Annotated in this window: 17 protein-coding genes and 1 pseudogene; 9 read left to right on the forward strand and 9 right to left on the reverse strand. The window is 72.7% G+C overall.

What is annotated here, in order from left to right; translation table 11 throughout:
• The first annotated feature begins 31 nt into the window (after positions 1-31).
• Together pcaDC and ACOKM3_RS09390 are read left to right on the forward strand one after the other, a co-directional pair.
• Complete coding sequence (gene pcaDC / locus ACOKM3_RS09385) at positions 32-1,153, forward strand: bifunctional 3-oxoadipate enol-lactonase/4-carboxymuconolactone decarboxylase PcaDC (protein ID WP_426898813.1); 1,122 nt, start codon at positions 32-34, stop codon at positions 1,151-1,153.
• 64 nt (positions 1,154-1,217) lie between these two features.
• A complete protein-coding gene (locus tag ACOKM3_RS09390; protein WP_426898815.1) occupies positions 1,218-2,030 on the forward strand; it encodes an SDR family NAD(P)-dependent oxidoreductase in 813 nt (270 codons plus the stop codon).
• Between the two features lie 14 nt (positions 2,031-2,044).
• On the opposite strand, the gene ACOKM3_RS09395 is transcribed toward ACOKM3_RS09390, so the two are convergent.
• Positions 2,045-3,043, reverse strand: a complete 999-nt coding sequence (locus ACOKM3_RS09395) for a helix-turn-helix transcriptional regulator (RefSeq protein WP_426898817.1) — start codon at positions 3,041-3,043, stop codon at positions 2,045-2,047.
• Positions 3,044-3,154: 111 nt separating this feature from the next.
• On the opposite strand from ACOKM3_RS09395, the gene ACOKM3_RS09400 reads away from it, so the two are divergent.
• The gene (locus ACOKM3_RS09400; RefSeq protein WP_426906747.1) at positions 3,155-3,574 is read left to right on the forward strand and encodes a VOC family protein; all 420 of its coding nucleotides are present in this window, start codon (positions 3,155-3,157) and stop codon (positions 3,572-3,574) included.
• Here the strand turns inward: ACOKM3_RS09400 and ACOKM3_RS09405 are convergent.
• Entirely contained in the window at positions 3,571-6,279 is a 2,709-nt protein-coding gene (locus ACOKM3_RS09405; protein WP_426898819.1) for an ATP-binding protein, read from the reverse strand. The two genes, ACOKM3_RS09400 and ACOKM3_RS09405, sit on opposite strands and share 4 nt — an antisense overlap.
• A gap of 274 nt (positions 6,280-6,553) precedes the next feature.
• On the opposite strand from ACOKM3_RS09405, the gene ACOKM3_RS09410 reads away from it, so the two are divergent.
• Positions 6,554-7,597, forward strand: a complete 1,044-nt coding sequence (locus ACOKM3_RS09410; RefSeq protein ID WP_426898821.1) for a DUF2510 domain-containing protein — start codon at positions 6,554-6,556, stop codon at positions 7,595-7,597.
• Between the two features lie 209 nt (positions 7,598-7,806).
• Here the strand turns inward: ACOKM3_RS09410 and ACOKM3_RS09415 are convergent, their stop codons facing one another.
• Positions 7,807-8,460, reverse strand: a complete 654-nt coding sequence (locus ACOKM3_RS09415) for a TetR/AcrR family transcriptional regulator (protein WP_426898823.1) — start codon at positions 8,458-8,460, stop codon at positions 7,807-7,809.
• A 105-nt stretch (positions 8,461-8,565) separates the two neighbouring features.
• On the opposite strand from ACOKM3_RS09415, the pseudogene ACOKM3_RS09420 reads away from it, so the two are divergent.
• Both ACOKM3_RS09420 and ACOKM3_RS09425 read left to right on the forward strand, forming a co-directional pair.
• Positions 8,566-9,279, forward strand: a pseudogene (locus ACOKM3_RS09420) (phosphatase PAP2 family protein); the annotation flags it as partial.
• A gap of 272 nt (positions 9,280-9,551) precedes the next feature.
• The gene (locus ACOKM3_RS09425; protein WP_426898825.1) at positions 9,552-10,427 is read left to right on the forward strand and encodes a DMT family protein; all 876 of its coding nucleotides are present in this window, start codon (positions 9,552-9,554) and stop codon (positions 10,425-10,427) included.
• Between the two features lie 18 nt (positions 10,428-10,445).
• Here ACOKM3_RS09425 and ACOKM3_RS09430 read toward each other — a convergent pair whose 3' ends face one another.
• From ACOKM3_RS09430 to tgmA, 4 genes are all read right to left on the reverse strand, one after another.
• Positions 10,446-11,300 carry a phospholipid scramblase-related protein gene (locus ACOKM3_RS09430; RefSeq protein WP_426898827.1) on the reverse strand — a complete coding sequence of 285 codons (855 nt, stop codon included), beginning with the start codon at positions 11,298-11,300 and terminating at the stop codon, positions 10,446-10,448.
• Between the two features lie 41 nt (positions 11,301-11,341).
• On the reverse strand, positions 11,342-12,790 hold the full coding sequence (locus ACOKM3_RS09435; RefSeq protein ID WP_426898829.1) for a carboxylesterase/lipase family protein: 1,449 nt from the start codon (positions 12,788-12,790) through the stop codon (positions 11,342-11,344).
• 132 nt (positions 12,791-12,922) lie between these two features.
• Entirely contained in the window at positions 12,923-13,945 is a 1,023-nt protein-coding gene (gene tgmB, locus ACOKM3_RS09440; protein ID WP_426898831.1) for an ATP-grasp ribosomal peptide maturase, read from the reverse strand.
• Positions 13,946-13,959: 14 nt separating this feature from the next.
• Positions 13,960-14,151, reverse strand: a complete 192-nt coding sequence (tgmA, locus tag ACOKM3_RS09445) for a putative ATP-grasp-modified RiPP (RefSeq protein WP_266715696.1) — start codon at positions 14,149-14,151, stop codon at positions 13,960-13,962.
• A gap of 308 nt (positions 14,152-14,459) precedes the next feature.
• On the opposite strand from tgmA, the gene ACOKM3_RS09450 reads away from it, so the two are divergent.
• The 3 genes from ACOKM3_RS09450 to ACOKM3_RS09460 all read left to right on the forward strand — a co-directional run bounded on the left by ACOKM3_RS09450 (position 14,460) and on the right by ACOKM3_RS09460 (position 17,638).
• Positions 14,460-15,299, forward strand: coding sequence for a hypothetical protein (locus ACOKM3_RS09450; protein WP_426898833.1), 840 nt, complete (start codon positions 14,460-14,462; stop codon positions 15,297-15,299).
• 233 nt (positions 15,300-15,532) lie between these two features.
• Positions 15,533-16,915, forward strand: coding sequence for a COG1361 family protein (locus ACOKM3_RS09455; RefSeq protein WP_426898835.1), 1,383 nt, complete (start codon positions 15,533-15,535; stop codon positions 16,913-16,915).
• A 150-nt stretch (positions 16,916-17,065) separates the two neighbouring features.
• Entirely contained in the window at positions 17,066-17,638 is a 573-nt protein-coding gene (locus ACOKM3_RS09460; RefSeq protein ID WP_426898837.1) for a DUF1648 domain-containing protein, read from the forward strand.
• Between the two features lie 30 nt (positions 17,639-17,668).
• Here the strand turns inward: ACOKM3_RS09460 and ACOKM3_RS09465 are convergent, their stop codons facing one another.
• Both ACOKM3_RS09465 and ACOKM3_RS09470 read right to left on the reverse strand, forming a co-directional pair.
• Positions 17,669-18,007 carry a YciI family protein gene (locus ACOKM3_RS09465; RefSeq protein ID WP_426898839.1) on the reverse strand — a complete coding sequence of 113 codons (339 nt, stop codon included), beginning with the start codon at positions 18,005-18,007 and terminating at the stop codon, positions 17,669-17,671.
• 157 nt (positions 18,008-18,164) lie between these two features.
• Positions 18,165-18,629, reverse strand: coding sequence for a VOC family protein (locus ACOKM3_RS09470; protein WP_426906748.1), 465 nt, complete (start codon positions 18,627-18,629; stop codon positions 18,165-18,167).
• Positions 18,630-18,688: the final 59 nt, after the last annotated feature.

Raw genomic sequence — 18,688 nt, forward strand, 5'->3', positions numbered from 1 at the left:
AGTCGCCCACCCGACCACCGGGAGCCCACCCATGAACGCACCCCGTCTCCACCACCACGCCGAGGGCTCGCCCACCGCTCCCCCGCTGATCCTCGGCCCCTCCCTCGGGACGAGCCTCGCCCTGTGGGACGACGTCGCGCCCGAACTCTCCAGCGCCCACCGCGTCGTACGGTGGGACCTCCCGGGCCACGGCGGCTCGCCGGCCGACCTGGTCACGGCCGGCACCACCGTCGGAGACCTCGCCGACCTCGTCCTCGCCCTCGCCGACGACCTCGGCATCGACCGCTTCGCCTACGCCGGCGTATCCCTCGGCGGCGCCGTCGGCCTGCACCTCGCCGTGCACCACCCGCAGCGCCTCACCAGCCTCACCGTCATCTGCTCCTCCTCCCACTTCGGCGGCGCCAAGAACTGGGAGGAGCGGGCCGCCCTCGTCCGCAAGGAGGGCACGGGAGGCGTGGCCGAGACCGCGCCGTCGCGCTGGTTCACCCCCGGCTTCCGCGTGGAACGCCTCGTACAGGACAACCGGGACGCCGACCCCGCGGGCTACGCGGCCTGCTGCGACGCCCTCGCCGCGTTCGACATCAGGGACCGGCTCCCCGAGATCTCCGTGCCCACCCTCCTCGTCGCCGGCCGCGAGGACCCCGCCACACCGCCCGCGCACCTGCGCGAAATCGCCGACGCCGTACCGGACAGCGAACTCGTCGAGCTGGCCGGCGCCTCGCACCTCGCCCCCGCCGAACGGCCGGAGGCGGTCGTCGGGCTGCTGCGCACCCACCTCGGGCAGGCCGCGAAGCGCGGCATGGAGGTGCGCCGCGAGGTGCTCGGGGACGCGCACGTCGACCGGGCGCAGGCGCGGCAGACGCCGTTCACGGCCCGGTTCCAGGACTTCATCTCGCGCTACGCGTGGGGCGAGATCTGGACCGACCCGACGCTCTCGCGCCGCGAGCGCAGCATGATCACGATGACCGCGCTCGTCGCCCACGGCCACCTCGACGAGTTCGGCATGCACGTCCGCGCCGCCCTGCGCAACGGCCTCACCCCGGACGAGATCGGTGCCGTGGTGCAGCAGTGCGCCGTGTACGTGGGCGTACCCGCCGCCAACTCCGCGTTCGGCGTCGCCCAGCGGGTGCTCGCCGAGGAGGGACTGGCCTAACCCCGGCGGGCGTACGTCCAGGGGGGTCACGTCCGGAGCACCGCGTGGCCCCTAGCCTGGATGTATGGCCACACTCCTGATCACCGGTGCCACCTCCGGCCTCGGCCGGTACCTCGCCTTCGAGCTCGTGCGCGGCGGGCACGTCGTGCTCGCCCACGGCCGGGACGAGAAACGTACGGACGCCCTCGTCGAGGAGCTGCGGGCCGCCGGCGGGCGCGCCGAGGGCTTCGTCGCGGACCTCGCCTCTCTGGAGCAGGTCCGCGACCTCGGCGCCCGCGTCGCCGCCGCCCACCCGGAGCTCGACGTCCTCGTCAACAACGCGGGCGTCGGCTCGGGCGCGCCCGGCTCCGGCCGCGAGCTGAGCGCCGACGGGCACGAGCTGCGGTTCGCCGTCAACGTGCTCGCCCCGGTCGCCCTCACCCGCGCCCTGCTCCCCACGCTTCGGGCCAACGCGCCGTCCCGCGTGGTGAATTGCGGCTCGCTCGGGCAGTCCCCGCTCGACTTCGACGACCTGGAATTCGCCAACGGTTACAACGGCACCGAGGCGTACTGCCGTGCCAAGTTCGCCCTCGCCGCGCACACCTTCGCCCTCGCCCGCGAACTGTCCGGCACGGCCATTCACGTCAACGTCATCCACCCGGCGACGTACATGGACACGGCGATGGTCCGCGAGGCCGGGGTGGGCCCGCTGAACACCGTCGAGGACGGCGCGGCCGGTGTACTGGCCCTGGCCGTCGGCGAGTTGGGCGGCGAGGCGACGGCCGGGTTCTTCGACGGCGAGCAGCCGACGCTCGCGCACGCGGAGACGTACGACCGCGAGGTCCAGGACCGCCTCGGCACCGAACTCGACCGGATCCTGGGGCCGTTCGGGCTTTAGGGCCCTCCCGGCGTTCAACTCTCAGGGCTCGACCGGGCGTAGGACGCGAAGCGGTCGGCGAACTCGGCGACGAGGTCGCGGAGTTCATCGGGGCGCTCGATGACGAACGGCCGGCCGAGTGCGGCGAGCAGCGGCGGCAGCCAGTCGAGCCGCTCCGCCCGCAGCTCGACGCGCCACCAGCGTTCGGCCGCCCGGCCCTGGCCTTCACCGGGCTCGTGCTCCTCCAGGCTCGCGACGGTGGCGGGCAGGCGGGCGCGGATCTGCTCGACCGTCGCGTGGATCCGCAGAGTCACCTCGTGCCGGTACTCGGCCGTGGCGAACGCCGACAACAGGCGCTGCGCCGGACCGGGACCCACGGGCTCTTCGAACGATCCCGGCAGGGCCCGCGCGTCCGCGATGCGGTCGAGCCGGAAGGTCCGGTCCTCGCCGATCCGGGCGTCCTGGCCCGTGACGTACCACCGGCCCGAGTGGGCGACGATCCCGTACGCGTGCAGCGTGCGTTCGCTGCGCCGTCCGTCGCGGCCGGTGTAGCGGATCGAGACCGGCCGGCGGTGCCGCACCGCGTCGGCGACGGTGAGCAGGACCCCGGCGTCCGGGGTGTCGGACTCTCCGGTCCCGTCCGTGAAGGCGAGGGATTCCAGGAGGGTGTCGAGCCGGCGGGCGACGTGCTTGGGCAGCACCCTGCGGATCTTCGCCGATGCCGTCTCGCTCGCCGTGTGCTCCGTCGTCGTCAGCCCCGCCCTGCGGCCTGCGACCAGGCCGAGCAGCACGGCCAGCGCCTCGTCCTCGCTGAGCATGAGCGGAGGCAGGCGGTATCCGGGGGCGAGCCGGTACCCGCCGTAGCGGCCGCGCACCGACTCCACGGGCACGTCCAGGTCGATCAGCTGGTCCACGTACCGCCGCACGGTGCGCCCTTCGACGCCGAGCCGTTCGGCCAGTTCGGCCACCGTCCGGGTGCCGCCAGACTGCAGCAGTTCCAGGAGCGTCAGTACGCGGGCAGTGGGTCGGGACATGTGCACAACCTAGCGCGAATACAGGACCGGTTCTGTCCTCTATTTCTCCTAGCCTGCGACGTGCACGCCCACAGCGACGTGCACGCCCACAGCACAGCCAAGGAGATCCCCATGGAGTTCGTCTCGATCCGCATCATCACCGGCGACGTCGCCCGTCTCGTCGAGTTCTACGAGCGGGCCACAGGGGCGCGGGCGACGTGGGCCACCGAGGACTTCGCCGAACTCGACATCGCGGGCGCCACCCTCGCGATCGCCAGTACCCGCACCGTCCCCCTGTTCGCCCCGGGCTCCGCCCGCCCGGCGGACAACCACAGCGTGATCACCGAGTTCCTCGTCGACGACGTGGACCGCGTCCACCAGAACCTGACCGGCTGCGTCACCGACTTCGTGGCCGGGCCCACCACGATGCCCTGGGGCAACCGGTCGCTGCTGTTCCGCGACCCCGACGGCAACCTCGTCAACTTCTTCACCCCGGTCACCCAGGCGGCCATCGAAAAGTTCGCCCGCCGACACCACGCACAAGCGGACTAGCGCAGCCCCCGCCCCGTCTCCAGGACCTCCCGCGCCCGCGCGGTCAACGCGTCCGCCCCGCACGAACGGGCCAGCTGCAGACCGCGGTTGAGCTCGGACAGGGAGCGTGCGGCGATCCCGTACTCGACCCGCGCCCGAGCGTGTTCGTACGCACAGGGGGACGCTTCGAGGTACGTGACCGCCTTCGCGTACAGGGTGAGCTGTTCCCGCCCCGTGGCCAGCGCGGCGGCGACCCGCAAGGCCTCGCCGATCGCGGTGTCCGTGCCGAACCGCTCGGCCTGGACGCGGGACTGGGCGGCGAGTTCGGCGGCGCGCCGCGGGTCGGTGTCGGCGAGGGCGAGGGCCAGGTCGCCGGCCCACGACGCGACGACGGTGTTGTGGCCGCCGCGGGCCAGCGCGACCTTGCCGCCGGTCTCCAGTTCGCTGATGCCCTCTTCGGTGCGGCCGACGGCGAGCAGCAGCCGGCCGCGCACCGAGTGGGCGTCGGGCAGCAGGATCATCGACGGGTAGGGCGCGGCGAATCCGTACCGGTCGGCGATCCGGAGCGCCTCGTCGGGCTTGCCGCGGGCGAGCAGCGTGTCGATGAGCATGGCGGCCGCGTCCCAGTGCATGGGCAGGCCGTGGCCCACCCGGTCGGCCAGGCGCAGCGCCTCGCGCAGGAACGCTTCCGCATCGTTGAGCCGGCCGCGCCTGCGGTGGACGTAGCCGACGAAGGCGTGCGCGAGCGAGAGGTGGCCACCGCTCCAGCCCGCGGTCTCGTAGGCCCGCATGCTCTCCGTGAACAGGCTCTCGGCGCGGTCGAGCCGGTCGGAGAAGAGGTAGGAGAGGCCGAGCGCGATCAGGATCTCGAAGCCCCACTCGGGGTCGGTCCAGCCGAGGCCGGGGGCCAGGCGTCCGTTGACCAGGGAGCGGTCGCAGTACTCCGCGACCTCCTCCGCGTTCTCCCCGCGGTTCATCATGTCGAAGGCGCGCAGGATCAGCAGGACGCGCTCGGGGTTGTCGCGCCCGGTGACCCGCCCGGCGAGTTCGGCGAGGCTGCGGGAGCGGTCCTGCGGATCGTGCTCGCCGGCGTAGATGCACTCCCAGAAGAGGCGGGTGGCCCGCAGGCGCAGCCGCTGGTGGCCCTCCTCCTGCTGGGCGGTCTCGGCGTCGAGGGCGCTGAGCGCGTCGTCCAACTGGTTGGTGTGGACGAGGGCCTGGGCCAGCCGGCACACCGCGTCGACGCGGTCCTCGCCGAAGAGCCCGGGGGCGGAGTCGAGGGCGGACCGCAGATGCGCGACGGTGGTGGACGGCGAGGTCAGCAGCGTGGCGCAGCCCAACTCGTACAGCACGTGCGGCCGGACCTCGGGCAGCGGCGGTTCCTGGAGGGCGCGCTCCAGGCAGCGCCGGGCCGCCGTGGGCGCACCGACGGCGAGGTGCTCGCGGGAGGCGGCGCGCAGCTGCTCGACGAGTTCGGGGTCGTCGTCCGGGTGCACCTCGAGGAGGTGCCGGGAGGCCGCGGCGGGGCCGTGTCCGGAGGCGGTGACCGCCCATGCGGCCTGCCCGTGCATGGCGGTGCGGGTGGCCGGCGGGATCGCGTCGTACACGGCGGACGCGATCAGCGGGTGGACGAACTCCAGGGTGTCGGTGGCGCCGTAGCCCGATCCGGGGGACCCGGTGTCGGTCAGGATGCGGGCGGTGCGCAGCTGCTCGGCGCAGCGTCCGGCCTGCTCGGGGTTCATGCCGGCGAGGAGCGCGGCGAGGCCCGGCTCGATGCGGGTGCCGAGGATGGCGGCGGCCCAGGCGAACCGGGTCGCGTCGGTGCCGAGCCCTTCGAGGCGGGTGACCAGGCCGCGGCCGCGGGCGGACCGGTTGAGCGCCCGCAGTTCGACGGCGGCCCGCTCGTCGGGCTGGAGCTCGCTGTCCTGGACCTTGGCGAGCAACTCGACGGTCTCGTACGGGTTTCCGCCCGTGACGGCCCACACCTCGCGGCAGAACGGGTCGTCCGCGTGGGCGCCGACCGTGGCGCGGGTCAGGCCCGCGGTGGCGTCCGGGGTGAGGGCGCTCAGCTGGGAGACGCCGGGTCGGGCGGCGGCGGCCACGGCGTCCAGGCAGGCGGCGGCGCGCCCGTCCGCGGCCTCGCGCTGCGCCACGACGACGAACACCGGCAGGTCGTCGAGGCGCTCGGCGAACGCGGCGAGCCACTCCAGGGTCTCCACGTCGGCCCAGTGCGCGTCGTCGATGAGCAGCACCAACGGCCAGTGCAGGCGGGCCAGTCGGGACGCGGCGGCGACGAGTCCGTCGCGCACGCCCTGCGGGTCGGCCTGCCGCCCGGTGGGCTCCGCGATGCCGAGGGCGGGGCCCGCGATGTCGTACCAGTCACCGAAGTATTCGCGGGCCTCCTCCTCGGAGAGCACCGCGAGGGCGGGCTGCAGGAGTTGGCGTACGACGTTGAAGGGGACGGAGGTGACCGTCTCGCCGCCCCGTGCCGACCACACGGTGGCCCGGCCCGCCGCCATCTCGCGCACGCCGGAGAGCAGGGCGGTCTTGCCGATGCCCGCCTCTCCCTTGTAGACGACGAGGCTGCCCGAGGCCGCGGAGTCGCCGTACAGCTCGTCGAGGGCGCGCGCCGCGACGTCGAGTTCGGACTCCCGCTCCCACAGGCGCGCGCTCTCCCGCGAAGGAGAGCCGGAGGGCGCGGCGTCGGCGTGCCGTCCCTGGGTCATCCCGCAGCCTCCCGTTGTCGATCCCGGTGTCGTCCGGTGTCCGGTCGCAGCCGATCACATGGAGCGATCGGCGTACTGGTCACGAGACTAGTCCGCGAGGCCCCGACTTCGTGGGGCGTCTCGGCAGCCGGTGACATTTGACCGGAGATGGGACCTCGACCCACCCTCCGACCAGGGATCGGGCCGCGGGGACCGGCCGCCCCCGGTAACGAATCCGACCGCATCGGCGAACCCTCTCATCCCCTTTTCAGGCGGGCCTCATACTGTTCCGTCCATGACGTCGCAGACTCCCGCAGGCTGGTACCCCGATCCGGGACAGATCCCCAACGGCCCGCGCACCGAACGCTGGTGGGACGGCGCCTGCTGGACCGACCAGACCCGGCCCGCCACCACCACCCCGCCGCCGCAGCAGGCCCCGGAGCCGTTCGCGCAGCAGCCGGCCACACCCGGAGCGAATCCGGCATACCCCAACTACCCGGCGTACCCGGGCCAGTTGCCGCCGAAGTCGCGCGGCAAGGGGCGAATAGCCATCGCCGCGGGCATCGCGGTCGTGGTGCTCGCGGGGATCGGCACCGGCGTCTACGCGCTCACGTCGGGCGGTGCCGGCGACGGCAAGGGCGACAAGGCGGGCCCCCGTTCGCAGAGCCCGAAGGAGGCGAACCCCGAGGGTCCCGGCGCTCCCGGCGACAGCGGGGGAAGCGGAGGCGGCGAGAGCCCGGCGCCAAACGCTCCGGGGGCCTCGCCGCAGGCGCCGCTCGACAAGGGCTTCGCCACCGACGTCGGTAACGGGGTCGCGATCCCGGTCATCAAGAACTGGACCGGCACCGACGGCGCGGGCGTCGCCGGCGTCACGATCGGCCCGTACCCCTGCCCCAACTCGAAGGACGACGTCTGCGTGAAGGGCGGCGTGTCCACCTCGTCGGCGAAGCGCCTCAAGCTCGACGCGAAGTCGGCGAAGGCGGCCGCGAAGGAGGACATCGCCAAGAACGCGAAGTCGTCCTACGGCGGCAAGACCTACCAGGGGATCACGGGCCACAAGCAACTGTTCGCGAAGGCGGTCACCGTCGCCGGGCAGAAGGGCTACCGGGTCCGCTGGAGCGTCGAGACGAAGTCGGGCGTCGACGCATGGGTCGAGTCGGCCGCCTTCCCCTCGCCCGCCAACCCCGACAAGCTCGTCGTGCTGCGCGCCGGCGTGGACATGCCGCGCACCGCGGCCGACAAGTCGACAGGACCGAAGGCCGAGTCGATCGACAAGATCCTCAAGGGCATCAAGAAGGCCACGGTCACGGGCGACGGCGACGCCGGCGAAAACGTCTGAAGTACCGCGGCGGAAACGTCTGAGCACCGCAGCGAAAGCGGCATGAGCGCCGCCGGCACCGCCCCGGCCCCCGCCACGCGTGCGGCCGGGCGGGTCCCCCTCCGCTCAAGGAGGAACCCGCCCGGCCGGGGGTGCGCGCCGCCCCCGTCCCCACGGTGCGGCGCGGGCAGACCACCGGTCGGTCATCCCTGCGACCGGCGGCCTCCCGTTCAGGTGGCCCGACCCTCCAGGGTCGGATCCGAGGGCTTGCTTTCAAGCCCCAGCCCCGGAATCAGCGCGCGCTCGACGAAGCGGACCAGATAGTCCCCGTCGGCGTCGCGCCCTTCCAGGATCGGTCGGCTGCGCATGACTCCGAAGAGCTGCGCGGCCACGTAAGGCAGTGCGGGATGGTCCGCGGCGATCTCGCCGCGCGCCACCGCCCGCTGCACCATCGCGTCGATCGACGCGAGTTCCGGCTCGATCAGCGCCTCGCGCAGCGCGCCCTTCAGCTCGTCGTCCTGGAGGGCGGCGTGCCCGAGGGCCTGCAAGAGTACGGTGTCCGGCTTGGCCTGCGACGCGGCGTTGCGCGCGGCCGCGCACAGGTCCCCCGCGAGCGTACCGGTGTCGGCTGTGAAGAACTTGGCACAGCGTCCGGCCCGCAGCGCGGCCGCCACGAGCTGCGGCTTCGTCTTCCACTGCCGGTACAGCGTGGACTTGCTGCAACAGGCCTGCGCGGCGACGCCCTCCATGGTGAGCGCCCCGTACCCGGACTCCCGCAGCTGATCGAGGACCACGTCGTAGAACTCCTGCGCCCGCTCAGGGGTGATCTTGGAGCGGCGCGAGGCGGCGGGCACGGCTTCGGTGGCCTGGTCTCGCGTCGTCATGGCCCTCACTCACTCCTCGGTCGGCGGCAGTGTCGATGAGATCACACCGGCCTATCGATACGCCAGTGTACCGGTACGCCACCGTATCGGTACACTGGCGTATCGATGAACGGGAACTTGAGGGAACCGGAGCAGCACGCCGTCCGGCCACCCCTGATACGCGAGCTCTTGCTGGTCGTGGGACTTTTCCTCGTCTACAAGCTCGGGCGGCAGCTGGCCAACGGCCACACGGCCGAGGCCTTCCACAACGCCGACCACGTGTGGAGCTTCGAGCGTGCCGTGCACCTGCCCAGCGAGGGTGCGGTGCAGGACGCGCTGCTGAGCAGCGACACCCTCGTGCACGCCGCGAACATCTATTACGCGTCCGTGCACTTCCCGGCCACGATCGCGCTGCTCGTCTTCCTCTATCTGCGCCGCCCGCGCCACTACCTGTGGACGCGGCGCGTGCTCGCGGTGCTCACCGCGGCGGCGCTCGTGCTGCACCTGACGTTCCCGCTGGCCCCGCCGCGGATGCTGGGCGCCGCGCACCTCGTCGACACGGCGCAGGTCTACGGCCCCTCGGTGTACGCCGCGAAGCCCGCCACGGACACGATGGCCAACCAGTTCGCCGCGATGCCCTCGCTGCACTTCGGCTGGGCCCTGATGGTCGCGATCGGCCTCGTCGCCGCGACCCGCTCGCGGTGGCGCTGGCTGTGGCTGGCGCACCCGCTGTTCACGCTGCTCGTGATCGTGGGCACCGCCAACCACTACTGGCTCGACACGATCGTGGCGACGCTGCTGCTCGGCGCCGCGCTCGCGGTGATCCGGCTGCCGCGCGCGGTCGACGCGACCGGATTCTGGCGCCACCTGTTCCCGGTGCCGGCCCCCACGACCGCGGCCACGCCGCACCTCGTGGCGACCCGTCGCACACCGACGCCGTGGACGCCGGCTCCGGCCGCGTTCCGCACCCCGCCCGACGCGCTCACGCCCGCTGATGTGCTCGCCGCGGCGACCCCGACGCATATACCGGTCGAGGTGATCGCGGCGCCGGGTTCCGCCTCCGCCGCGAACGCGCAGCAGCCGACCGCGGGCCTCGCGACCGGAGCGGCACGATGACCGCCACCCTGCTCGCCGTCGCCCTCTCCCTGGTCTCCGCCGTCGCCTACGCCGCCGCGGCCGTGGCCCAGGAGCGGCTCGCCGCCAAGTCCGGGGGCGGTGTGCTGCGGCTGCTCGGGACGGGGGCCTGGTGGTGGTCGGTCGGGCTCAACGCCTCGGCCGCGCTGCTGCACGTCGCCGCGCTCAAGTACGGACCGCTCACCCTCGTCCAGCCGCTCGGCGCGCTCACCCTCGTCGCGGCGGTGCCGCTGGGGGCGCGGGTCGCGGGGCGGCACGTCACGCCCGGCGAGTGGCGGGGCACGGCGCTCACCCTCGTGGGCCTCGGCGCGCTGCTCGTGACGGCGTCAGGACCCGCCCCCGACGACACGCTCTCGCTGCCCGAGGCGCTCGGCGTGGCCGCGGTGACGGCGGCGCTCATCGGCGCGCTCTCCCGCCGCGGCGCGAAGCCGGGCCTGCGCCACGCCACCGCCTCCGGCGTCGCGTCCGGCGTGGCCTCCGCCCTCACGCAGACCGTGACGGTGGCGGCCACCGACCGGTCGGGCCCGCTGCTCGACGTACGGGTGATCGCGGTCGCGCTCCTCGTAGCCGCCTTCGCGGCGGGCGGCCTCCTGCTCTCCCAGACGGCCTACCGCGACGGCCTCGGCGCCCCGCTCGCCATGGTGACCCTCGCGAACCCGCTGGCCGCCTCGATCATCGGCCTGGCCCTCCTGGGCGAACACCTCCAGGGCGGCGCAGGGGGCCTGGCCCTCGCAGCGGCGGGAGCGATCCTCGCGACGGGCGGCGTGGTTCTGCTGACGCATGCCCATAAAGCCCCGCTCTTGGACGAGAGCCAGCGGGGTCCGGGGCAGAGCCCCGTGGCCGCAACCCCGTAGACCCGCTACATGCAAAGGTCACCCGAACCCACGGGAATCCTGCTTAAGCGCCGTGTCCACGGTCAACGCCGTCGCCACGACCAGGCTCAACAACGGCTCCGGCAACTGAAAGTGCACCTGCAACACATAGTTGTCCGCGGTCGTGAACATCGTCTTGGCGAGCCCCTCCCACGTCTTCGTGATCCGCGCGACCTCGGTGTCCGCATGGTCGACGATCGCGAAGTTCCAGGCCCGCCAGTTCTCCGCCTTGATCGCGCCGACCTGCTGACCGTTCGCCGTCATCGCGAAGTTGATCTTCCCGATGGCGTTCTGCTGCACGATCTCGCCGACCGGCGACCCGTCCGGGCGCTCGACGACGACCCGCGACTTGATGAACTTCGCGGGCCGCGTGAGCACCAGGTGCGGCTGCCCGTACGCGTCCCGGATCTCCAGCCGGTGCGTCATGAACTGGTCGACGCTGGCGACGAAGCGCAGCGCCTTCTTCATGGCGCTCTGGCCGACCTGGACGACGGAGCCCAGCTGGTTGCCGTGCTGATCCATGACGCTGTACTCGTTCGTCAGCTCGATCAGCTTGGCCTTCTGGTTCACCACGAGGACCGGCTCGGTGAACAGCGTGCCGCCGCCCTGCCCGGCCCCCGCGACGCCCGCCTGCTGCTGCACCTGACGCTGCACCCCGGCGGCCTGCGCCTGCTGCTGCGGCACCTGCTGTTGCGGCATCTGCCCCATGGCCGGGGCCTGCGTCGGGGCCTGCGCCTGCGCCTGACCGGCGTGCGTGTGCCCGGTCCACTGGGTTCCGTCCCACCACCGCAGGGCCTGGGGCGCCCCCTGGGGGTCCGGGTACCAACCTGCGGGGGTGTTCGAATGCGTCGTCACCGGGGCACACTATCGCGCCATACCGGGCATGGTTCCGGCCCTCAGCGGGCGCCTTCCCACAGCTTCCGCTCGGCCGCCCGCGGGTCCGCCTCGACCCGGCAGGCGCCCGCGTCGAACACCATGGTCGCCCGCTCCCCCGCGGGGTCGTACGCCGCCCAGCCCGGGTCCCCGGAGTCCGCGAACGCGACCCACGCGCCGTGCATCGCGCGCGCGAGGTCCGCCGGGGCGTCCTTGCCCGCGAGCGCCGCGTAGTCCGGGTCGTCGACGCGGTCGAAGACGAAGCCCAGCTCAAGGGCGTGGCAGGCGCCGAGCTCGCCGCCGAACTGCGGGGACCGCCAGGCGAACTCGTAGACGTGCGAGCCCGGCACGGACTCGGCGAGGCGCACCGCGGGGATCCGCCAGAACCAGTCGGTGACGATGGCGTCGAGGAGTTCGCCGGGGCTCGCGTGCGGCCGGCTCGCCCGGTACCCCGCGAGGTCCGCGCCGAAGGCCTCGGCGCCGCGCTTCACCCGCTCCTCGCTGATGGTGTCGAAGCGCCCGGTCGGCACCATGTAGAGGCGGTTCTCCTCGCGGTTGCTGCCGACGAAGATGTCCACCCCCGCGTCCGGCCCCGGCAGCGCCCGCTCGTCGGCGACGGGCTCGAAGACCATCCCGTTCAGCGCCGCGTCGCCCCACACCGCCGGGTCGGGCCGCCGCTTGAACTCGTCCGTCAACGCGCCCTGCGCCGCGATCAGTTCCGGCAGCGGCACCGCCGCGAACGCCTCCGCGGTGTGCGGCACGCCGAGTTGCTCGGCCAGCCGCTCCCCGATGCGGCGCGCGGTGTCGGGCCGTACGAAGTGGTGGCAGGCCCCGCTCTGCAAAATGGCGCGCCGGAACAGGCCACGGGCGCGCGGTTCGACGAGCAGCCGGCCAATGGCCACCCCGCCCGCCGACTCGCCGAACACGGTCACCCGGTCCGGGTCCCCGCCGAACGCCTCGATGTTGTCGCGCACCCACTCGAGCGCGGCGATCATGTCGAGCAGGCCCCGGTTGTCGGGCGCCCCCGGCAGGTGCAGGAATCCGTCCACGCCGAGGCGGTAGTTGACGCCGACGAAGACGACGCCGTCGCGGGCAAAGGTGTCGCCGCGGTAGCCGGAGGAGTTCGCGGAGCCGTTGGAGAAGGACCCGCCGTGCAGCCACACCATGACGGGGAGGCGGGCGCCGGGGCCCGGCCGCGGGGTCCAGACGTTCAGGTTGAGGCAGTCGGGCCCGTCCTGACCGGTCTCCGGGATCAGCGCGTCGAAGGGCGGGGCGTACGGGGCCTTGGGCGCGCTCTGCCCGTACTCCGTGGCGTCGCGCTCCCCGGTCCACGGCTCGGCGGGCTCGGGCGCGGCGAAGCGGCGGGGGCCGAACGGGGCGGCGGCGTAGGGCACTCCGAGGAAGGCGGCGATCCCGTCCTCGGTGCGGCCACGCAGAGTTCCCTGCCTGGTGACTGCGGTGGCGTCGGTCATACGGTGGGGCTCCCTCGGCGACGGGGCGGGCGGTCGGGCGGTCGAGTAGGCGCGTGGTCGGGCGGTCGGGTGGTCGACCACCACTCTCGTACCCCGCCGTCCACCGTCCGTAAAGATCACCGGCGAGTCGCGTCAGCCACACCCCGCGCCGCCGAGGGCGCGCTCGTCGCCCTCGCCCGCCCCCGATATCGGCCCGAGGGGCTCGCCCGCCAGCCACTGGGCGACGGCGCGGCCGATGGGCTGTCCCGTCTCGATTTCGATGAAGCCGAACTGGCCGGACTGGTTGCACTCCAGGAACCACCAGATGCCGTCGGCGTCCTCGGCGAAGTCGAATGCCCCGTACGCCAGTTGGGCGCGGGTCAGATAGGCCCGGACCGCGTCCGCGATGCGCCGGGGCACGGGTATCGGGCGCCAAGGGCCCGCGGCAGCGTCGAACCGCACGTCGTCCACGGTCGTCCCGTCGCTCTGCCGCGCGTCCTCGGCGTCCGGCGAACCCGCCGCGCGCGCCGCGAACAGCCGGTCGCCCACACAGGTCAGGCGGATGTCCGCCGCCCTGCGCACCCGGCGCTGCAGCAACGTCGGCCCGTTCGCGACGTCCTGGTAGTCCTCGCCCGGGCGCACGCGCGTGGTCGGCACGGCGAGCCCGGCGTCGTCCGGGTGCTTCCCGGAGACCGGCTTCACGATCAGGTCGGGGTAGCGCGCGGCGAACTCACGGGCGGCGCGCGGGAATGTGGTGATCAGCGTGGGGGGCACGGGCAGTCCGCAGGCGCGCGCCAGCCATAACTGCCACGGCTTGTGGCGGGCCTGCCGGGCGGAGTCGGGGTGGTTCATCCAGCGCGCCTCCGTGCACCGCAGCATCCCGTACAGGGACTGCGAGGCCTCCTCGGTGAGCCAGGACGACGCGGCTTCCGCGTGGGCCGCGGGCACACCGGGGCGGCGCACCCAGATGGAGCGCAGGCCGCTCATGCTGACGACCCGGCCCCCGACCGAGAGATGGCCGTGGAACGCGCCGTGCGCGAACTCGCCCGAGAGGCCCACACCGCCCGGTAGTTCGGCGGGATCGAGCCGCAGGACAGGGATTCCATTGGCATTCATTTCGACGACGGCCATGTCGGCCGTCACATCCTGTTCACTCGTCAGGATCAGCACGGTCATTTCCGCAGGGCCGTTCAGTCGTCGAAATGGGTTTTCGAACCCGCGGTGGAGGTGGTGGCCGCGAACTCTCGCAACACTGCGTAGTCGCGCGCCGCCACTGCGCCGTCGGCGAGCACGTTCAACTGCAGTGTCGCGTCGTACATATACGGCGCTCTGACCTCTGCCTCTCGCGTGGGGCGGGCATAGTTCAGTGCGAACGGTCGCATGAGCTCTCCTAGTTGGGGGTTCGCCAAGTCAAGCGCATGGTGACTCTCCGACGTCACACCTCCAGCGAATTTCCCGGTCTCGTTTTGAGTAAGACGCGTCACACCCGGGAGGAGTTCATTCCGCCACGCTGCGTGATGACACAACGTCAGCCAGGCAATGCCAGGCCATAGCTGGGGGCTTTGCGGTCACTCCCCCTATACGGCGCCTTTACAACCCTTTACATCTCCCGGCGTGGACGTACGGCGACAATCCGCCACCCTGCGCGAACGTCCCCTGCGCGCACCGATCATGGGGCAGGGTGACCTTCATGACCCGGCACAAGAAGCGGCACAAAAGACGCTCCGCACTGACCCTGGCCACCGCCCTGGGCGCCCTGACGCTCGGCGCGACCACGGCGTCCGCCGCGCCCACCTGGACCGAGACCGGCACCGCGCACGTGAACTCGCTGACGGGCAGCCAGGGCCTGGCCTCCCGCGCCGACGGGACGCTCGTGTACCGCGGCCTCGGCTCGGTCCCGCTGTCCCTGCGCGTCGCGGGCTGGACGCACGTGGGCGACCCGGACGTGGCGCGCGGCCTCACCTTCGACGCGTATCAGGGAGGCGACAGCGCGACGAAGAAGATGTTCGCGGTGACCACGGCGGACGGGAAGCGCACCACCTACGAACACGCCCTGGACCCGGGCGAGATGCTCAACAACTCGTTCGCGGCCGTGTCACCCGATGACCAGTGGCTGGTGTCCGGCGAATGGGGCACGCGCGACCGCCTCCAGGTCTTCCCGGCCCCCGTCCTCAACCCCTCCGCGCCCCGGCCGGGCACCAACCTCCCGCAGGCCGGCCAGATCTCCCTCGACAAGCCGGTCACGAACATCCAGGGCTGCGACTTCACCGACGCCACCCACCTCCTCTGCTCGTCCGACGCCACGACCAAGGAGGTTCTCGACATCGCCCTCGACCGCCCCCTCGACGGCCGCCCGGTCACCGGCCACGTGACGTCCGCCTTCGCCATCCCCCAACGCAGCGTCTGCAAGGGCACGTTCGAGTCCGAGGGCATCGACTACGACGCGACGCGCGGCACCCTGCGCGTCCAGATGGTGCCACCGTCCCCGTGCCTGGTGACGACGTCCGTGATCAGCTACAAGCGGGGGTAGCGGCGCTGCCGGCCCCGCGGCCCCGGCTCTGGTTCCGCGAGATGCCCGGACCGGCGGCGAACCGGTTCTCGCCGCTGATCGTTTCGCCGCCGGTCCCCCGTGCTCCGTCAACGGCTCGTCCGGCGTCACTGTCATGGCCGGCCGGGCGGGCGTGCGGCCGTCCTCGTGAATGACTGGGCGTGGCCCCGGCACGGAAGCCCCTCAGCGGTAAATCTGCTGATAACACATCGCCCATGCCTGAACATGCTGTTCTGCACGGCAGGAAGACGCGGGTCCCGGCGCTCGCCGGTCTCACCTTCGCTGCCACGCTCTCCGTCTGGGGCATCGGTCCCCTCCCGGCAGCCGCCGCTGCCACCACGGTCGTCAACCCCGGGGATCTCGGCGCGGCCGGCCCCTGGTTTCGGCTCCAGGACGACCCCGGGAACGCCGGGATCCCCTACGGCACCCAGGAAGTCTCCGCCTTCGCCGACCCCCGGTGGCTCGACGGGAGCCTGCACCTGGGAGTCGGGGGCGGCGAGACCTCGCAAGCGGCGCACCCGTTCGCCGCCCCGATCTCCCTGACGTCCCTGCTGGCCTCGGGCATCTCCTATTCCACGTACCAGAACTCGGCGGAATCCACGGCCGGGAACGCCGGAGCGAACCTGCAGTTCCCGATGATGTGCGGCGGAGTGTTCACGACCCTCAGTTTCGAACCGGGCCGCAACTCCGACACCCAGGGCAGGACCGGCGTCGTACCGGACACCTGGCAGACCTTCGCCCCCACGGGCACGTCCTCGTGGCGGACGTCGCGGGCCGTGGCCGGCATCCCCGCACAGGGCGACGCGACACTGGCGACGTTCGCCGCCGCGTGCGCCGCTCCCGGGGACGGGGCCCTCGGTGTCATCGCCAGGGTGGGACGGCTCGGCTCGGACACCGCCACGCTCGACACCTACGTGGATGCCATCACCGTGGCCGACACCACCTACGACTTCGCCGTCGAAGGGCGGGCCACGGCCGCCGTGACGGCTCCCGACCGCCTCGTCGCGGGCGGCCCGGCGGTCGACGTATCGGTGACGTACACGAACCCGGCCGATGGCCCGGAGTACCCGGACACCGGCACGACCCTGACGCTTCAGGGGCCGGCCGGCCTGCGCCCCGACCAGGTGACGCTGCTCCTGGAGGGCCGCCGGATCCCCCTGACCGCGGGCCCCGACGGTTCCCTCGTGGGAACGCTGCCCAAGGGCACGGCCCTGCCCCCGGGAGCCTCTTCGACCACCGCGTTCACCCTTGCCGTCGCCGAAGGGGCGCCGACGGGGCCGCTGTCGCTCAGCGCCGAGCTGACGGCCCGGGCACGCGGTGGCGACCGTACGCCGGTCGGTGTCGAGGCCGCGACCGGCCTGCGCATCGAAGCGCAGCCCAGTCCCTCCCCCAGCCCCTCCACGACCACCCCGACCCCCTCACCCACCAGCAGCGAGCCGGCACGGCCGAGCGCCCCCGCCTCGCCGCCGGGCCCGACCGGCCCTGCCCTCGCCGAGACCGGGGCGAGTACGCACGGCCGCTGGCTGGGCCTCGGGGCACTGTCACTGGTCGCGCTCGGCTCGGCGATGGTCGTCCTGGCACGGCGCCGGTCGAACTGAGCACGGCCGTGGCGGGCTACGCCGTCGGCACACTCCTCGCGGCGGCCACGCGTGGGATCGTCAGCCGACCGTTCCCGGCAGCCGACGGCCGCGGATCGCTGCCGGGCCCGGGAAAGGATCACGCGGCACGCGAGCCCCCACAATGGGGTCATGCCCGCCGCCTCGTACACCCCGCCGCGCTTCCCCTGGGCCTGGCTGGCGGTCGGCGTGGTGGTGCTGGCCGGGATGGTGGCCTGGGGCGTCGCCGTGTATCCGCACCTGCCCGACCGCATCCCGCAGCACATCGGTGGCAGCGGTGTGGACGCCTGGACGGACAAGTCCGTGGGCGCCGCGTTCATGCTCGTCTTCGTCTACGCGGGTGTGACCGTGCTGCTGGCCGTCACCGCCGCGCTGCTGCTGCGGGCCACGCCGTCCGCCGAACTGCCCGACGGCGGGCCCCCGTTCGCGATCGCCGGCAGTCGGCGTCCCGCGACACGCACCGGAGCCCGCCGGATGGCCGTGGCCCTGCTCGTCACCAACATCGGAATCGGACTGTCCTTCCTCATCGGCAACCTCGTGATGTGGCGCACCACCACCACGCCCGAGGTCCCGTGGTGGTTCTTCGCCGGGATGCTGACGCCGATCGCCCTCGGCGCGGCCCTCACGCTCGCCGTGGGCCTCCAGGACCGCCGGGAGGGCAACAGACTCCGCACCGCCGCCGGTTCCGCACCCGGGGATCGCTAGAGGCCCACCGCCACCCCTGGACGGGGCCGTTCACGCGGGGAGAGCGTCTCCGGGGAAGCCATGACACGGGTGAACCTCACAGCGCATCATCCCGGCCCGCACACAGGGATCGCCGGCCATGATCTCCGCGGCCTCCTCGGCCGACACAGTCATGATCGCGACACCGGCCACGGTGTCCGAGCCGACTGGACACAGGACCGCGATCACGCCATCGGCACGCAACGACACCATGCGCCGCTGGTGTTCGAGCTCGATCGCGCCCGCACCGTCCATGGTCCGCTCCGGGCCCCATTGAAGGATCGCCAGACTGTAGGGCTTCGCGGTCGCGGCCAGAGCCTGAATCTGTTCGTCGGTCACGGTCGTACTCATGGCGTCTCCTCGCTCCTCGGTACTTCCCGATGCGCTCGGCCGACGACGCCGGGGCGGCGCGGGCCGTTCTCGTCGCCCCAGTATGTGTCCACGCCCATCGGCCAGTTGGTCACCGACGACGTCGCCGCGCCCCAGGTCCTGTCCGGCGCATCACCGTTCAGCGAAAGAGTTCCCGGGCCCGCCGGGCCACCTCGTCCGGCGTCAGGTCCTCCAGGTGCGTGAGGAACACCCAGACGTGCCCGAAGGGGTCCCTCAGCACGGCCGTGCGATCGCCATGGAACTGGTCGGCCGGCGGCTGCAGCAGTTCCACCCCGGCCGCCACGGCCCGCTGCGCGAGCGCATCGACATCATCGACGAACACGTGCAGGCCAACGGTGGTGCCGCCGAGGAGGGTCGGCGCCCCGAAGACCGGCCCCTCGGCGTCGCCCAGCATGATCGTGGAGTCCTGGATGCGGACCTCGGCATGGACGATGCGTCCGTCCGGGCCGTCCAGGCGGAACAGCTCCTTGGCTCCGAACGCTTCGGTGTAGAAGTCGAGCGCGGCAGCGGCGCCGTCGATCATGATGTGGGCGACAACAGCGTTGCGGTAGGTCTCGGGGACGGCAGTCGTGGTCACGGGAATTGCCTCCTTGTTCGGCGCGGTTGCCGATGACCACGAAGATAGAAGCTAAACCAAAGTTG

This window comes from Streptomyces nidicola (assembly GCF_050106155.1).
In the GTDB taxonomy this organism is placed as follows: Bacteria; Actinomycetota; Actinomycetes; order Streptomycetales; family Streptomycetaceae; genus Streptomyces.

Coding starts and splice junctions, on each gene's coding strand:
- ACOKM3_RS09415 (WP_426898823.1), bottom strand. CDS start 8,460: ATGACGACGCGAGACCAGGCCACCGAAGCCGTGCCCGCCGCCTCGCGC.
- ACOKM3_RS09450 (WP_426898833.1), top strand. CDS start 14,460: ATGACCCGGCACAAGAAGCGGCACAAAAGACGCTCCGCACTGACCCTG.
- ACOKM3_RS09460 (WP_426898837.1), top strand. CDS start 17,066: ATGCCCGCCGCCTCGTACACCCCGCCGCGCTTCCCCTGGGCCTGGCTG.
- ACOKM3_RS09435 (WP_426898829.1), bottom strand. CDS start 12,790: ATGACCGACGCCACCGCAGTCACCAGGCAGGGAACTCTGCGTGGCCGC.
- ACOKM3_RS09425 (WP_426898825.1), top strand. CDS start 9,552: ATGACCGCCACCCTGCTCGCCGTCGCCCTCTCCCTGGTCTCCGCCGTC.
- ACOKM3_RS09405 (WP_426898819.1), bottom strand. CDS start 6,279: ATGACCCAGGGACGGCACGCCGACGCCGCGCCCTCCGGCTCTCCTTCG.
- tgmA (WP_266715696.1), bottom strand. CDS start 14,151: ATGCGACCGTTCGCACTGAACTATGCCCGCCCCACGCGAGAGGCAGAG.
- pcaDC (WP_426898813.1), top strand. CDS start 32: ATGAACGCACCCCGTCTCCACCACCACGCCGAGGGCTCGCCCACCGCT.
- tgmB (WP_426898831.1), bottom strand. CDS start 13,945: ATGACCGTGCTGATCCTGACGAGTGAACAGGATGTGACGGCCGACATG.
- ACOKM3_RS09400 (WP_426906747.1), top strand. CDS start 3,155: ATGGAGTTCGTCTCGATCCGCATCATCACCGGCGACGTCGCCCGTCTC.
- ACOKM3_RS09395 (WP_426898817.1), bottom strand. CDS start 3,043: ATGTCCCGACCCACTGCCCGCGTACTGACGCTCCTGGAACTGCTGCAG.
- ACOKM3_RS09455 (WP_426898835.1), top strand. CDS start 15,533: ATGCCTGAACATGCTGTTCTGCACGGCAGGAAGACGCGGGTCCCGGCG.
- ACOKM3_RS09410 (WP_426898821.1), top strand. CDS start 6,554: ATGACGTCGCAGACTCCCGCAGGCTGGTACCCCGATCCGGGACAGATC.
- ACOKM3_RS09390 (WP_426898815.1), top strand. CDS start 1,218: ATGGCCACACTCCTGATCACCGGTGCCACCTCCGGCCTCGGCCGGTAC.
- ACOKM3_RS09465 (WP_426898839.1), bottom strand. CDS start 18,007: ATGAGTACGACCGTGACCGACGAACAGATTCAGGCTCTGGCCGCGACC.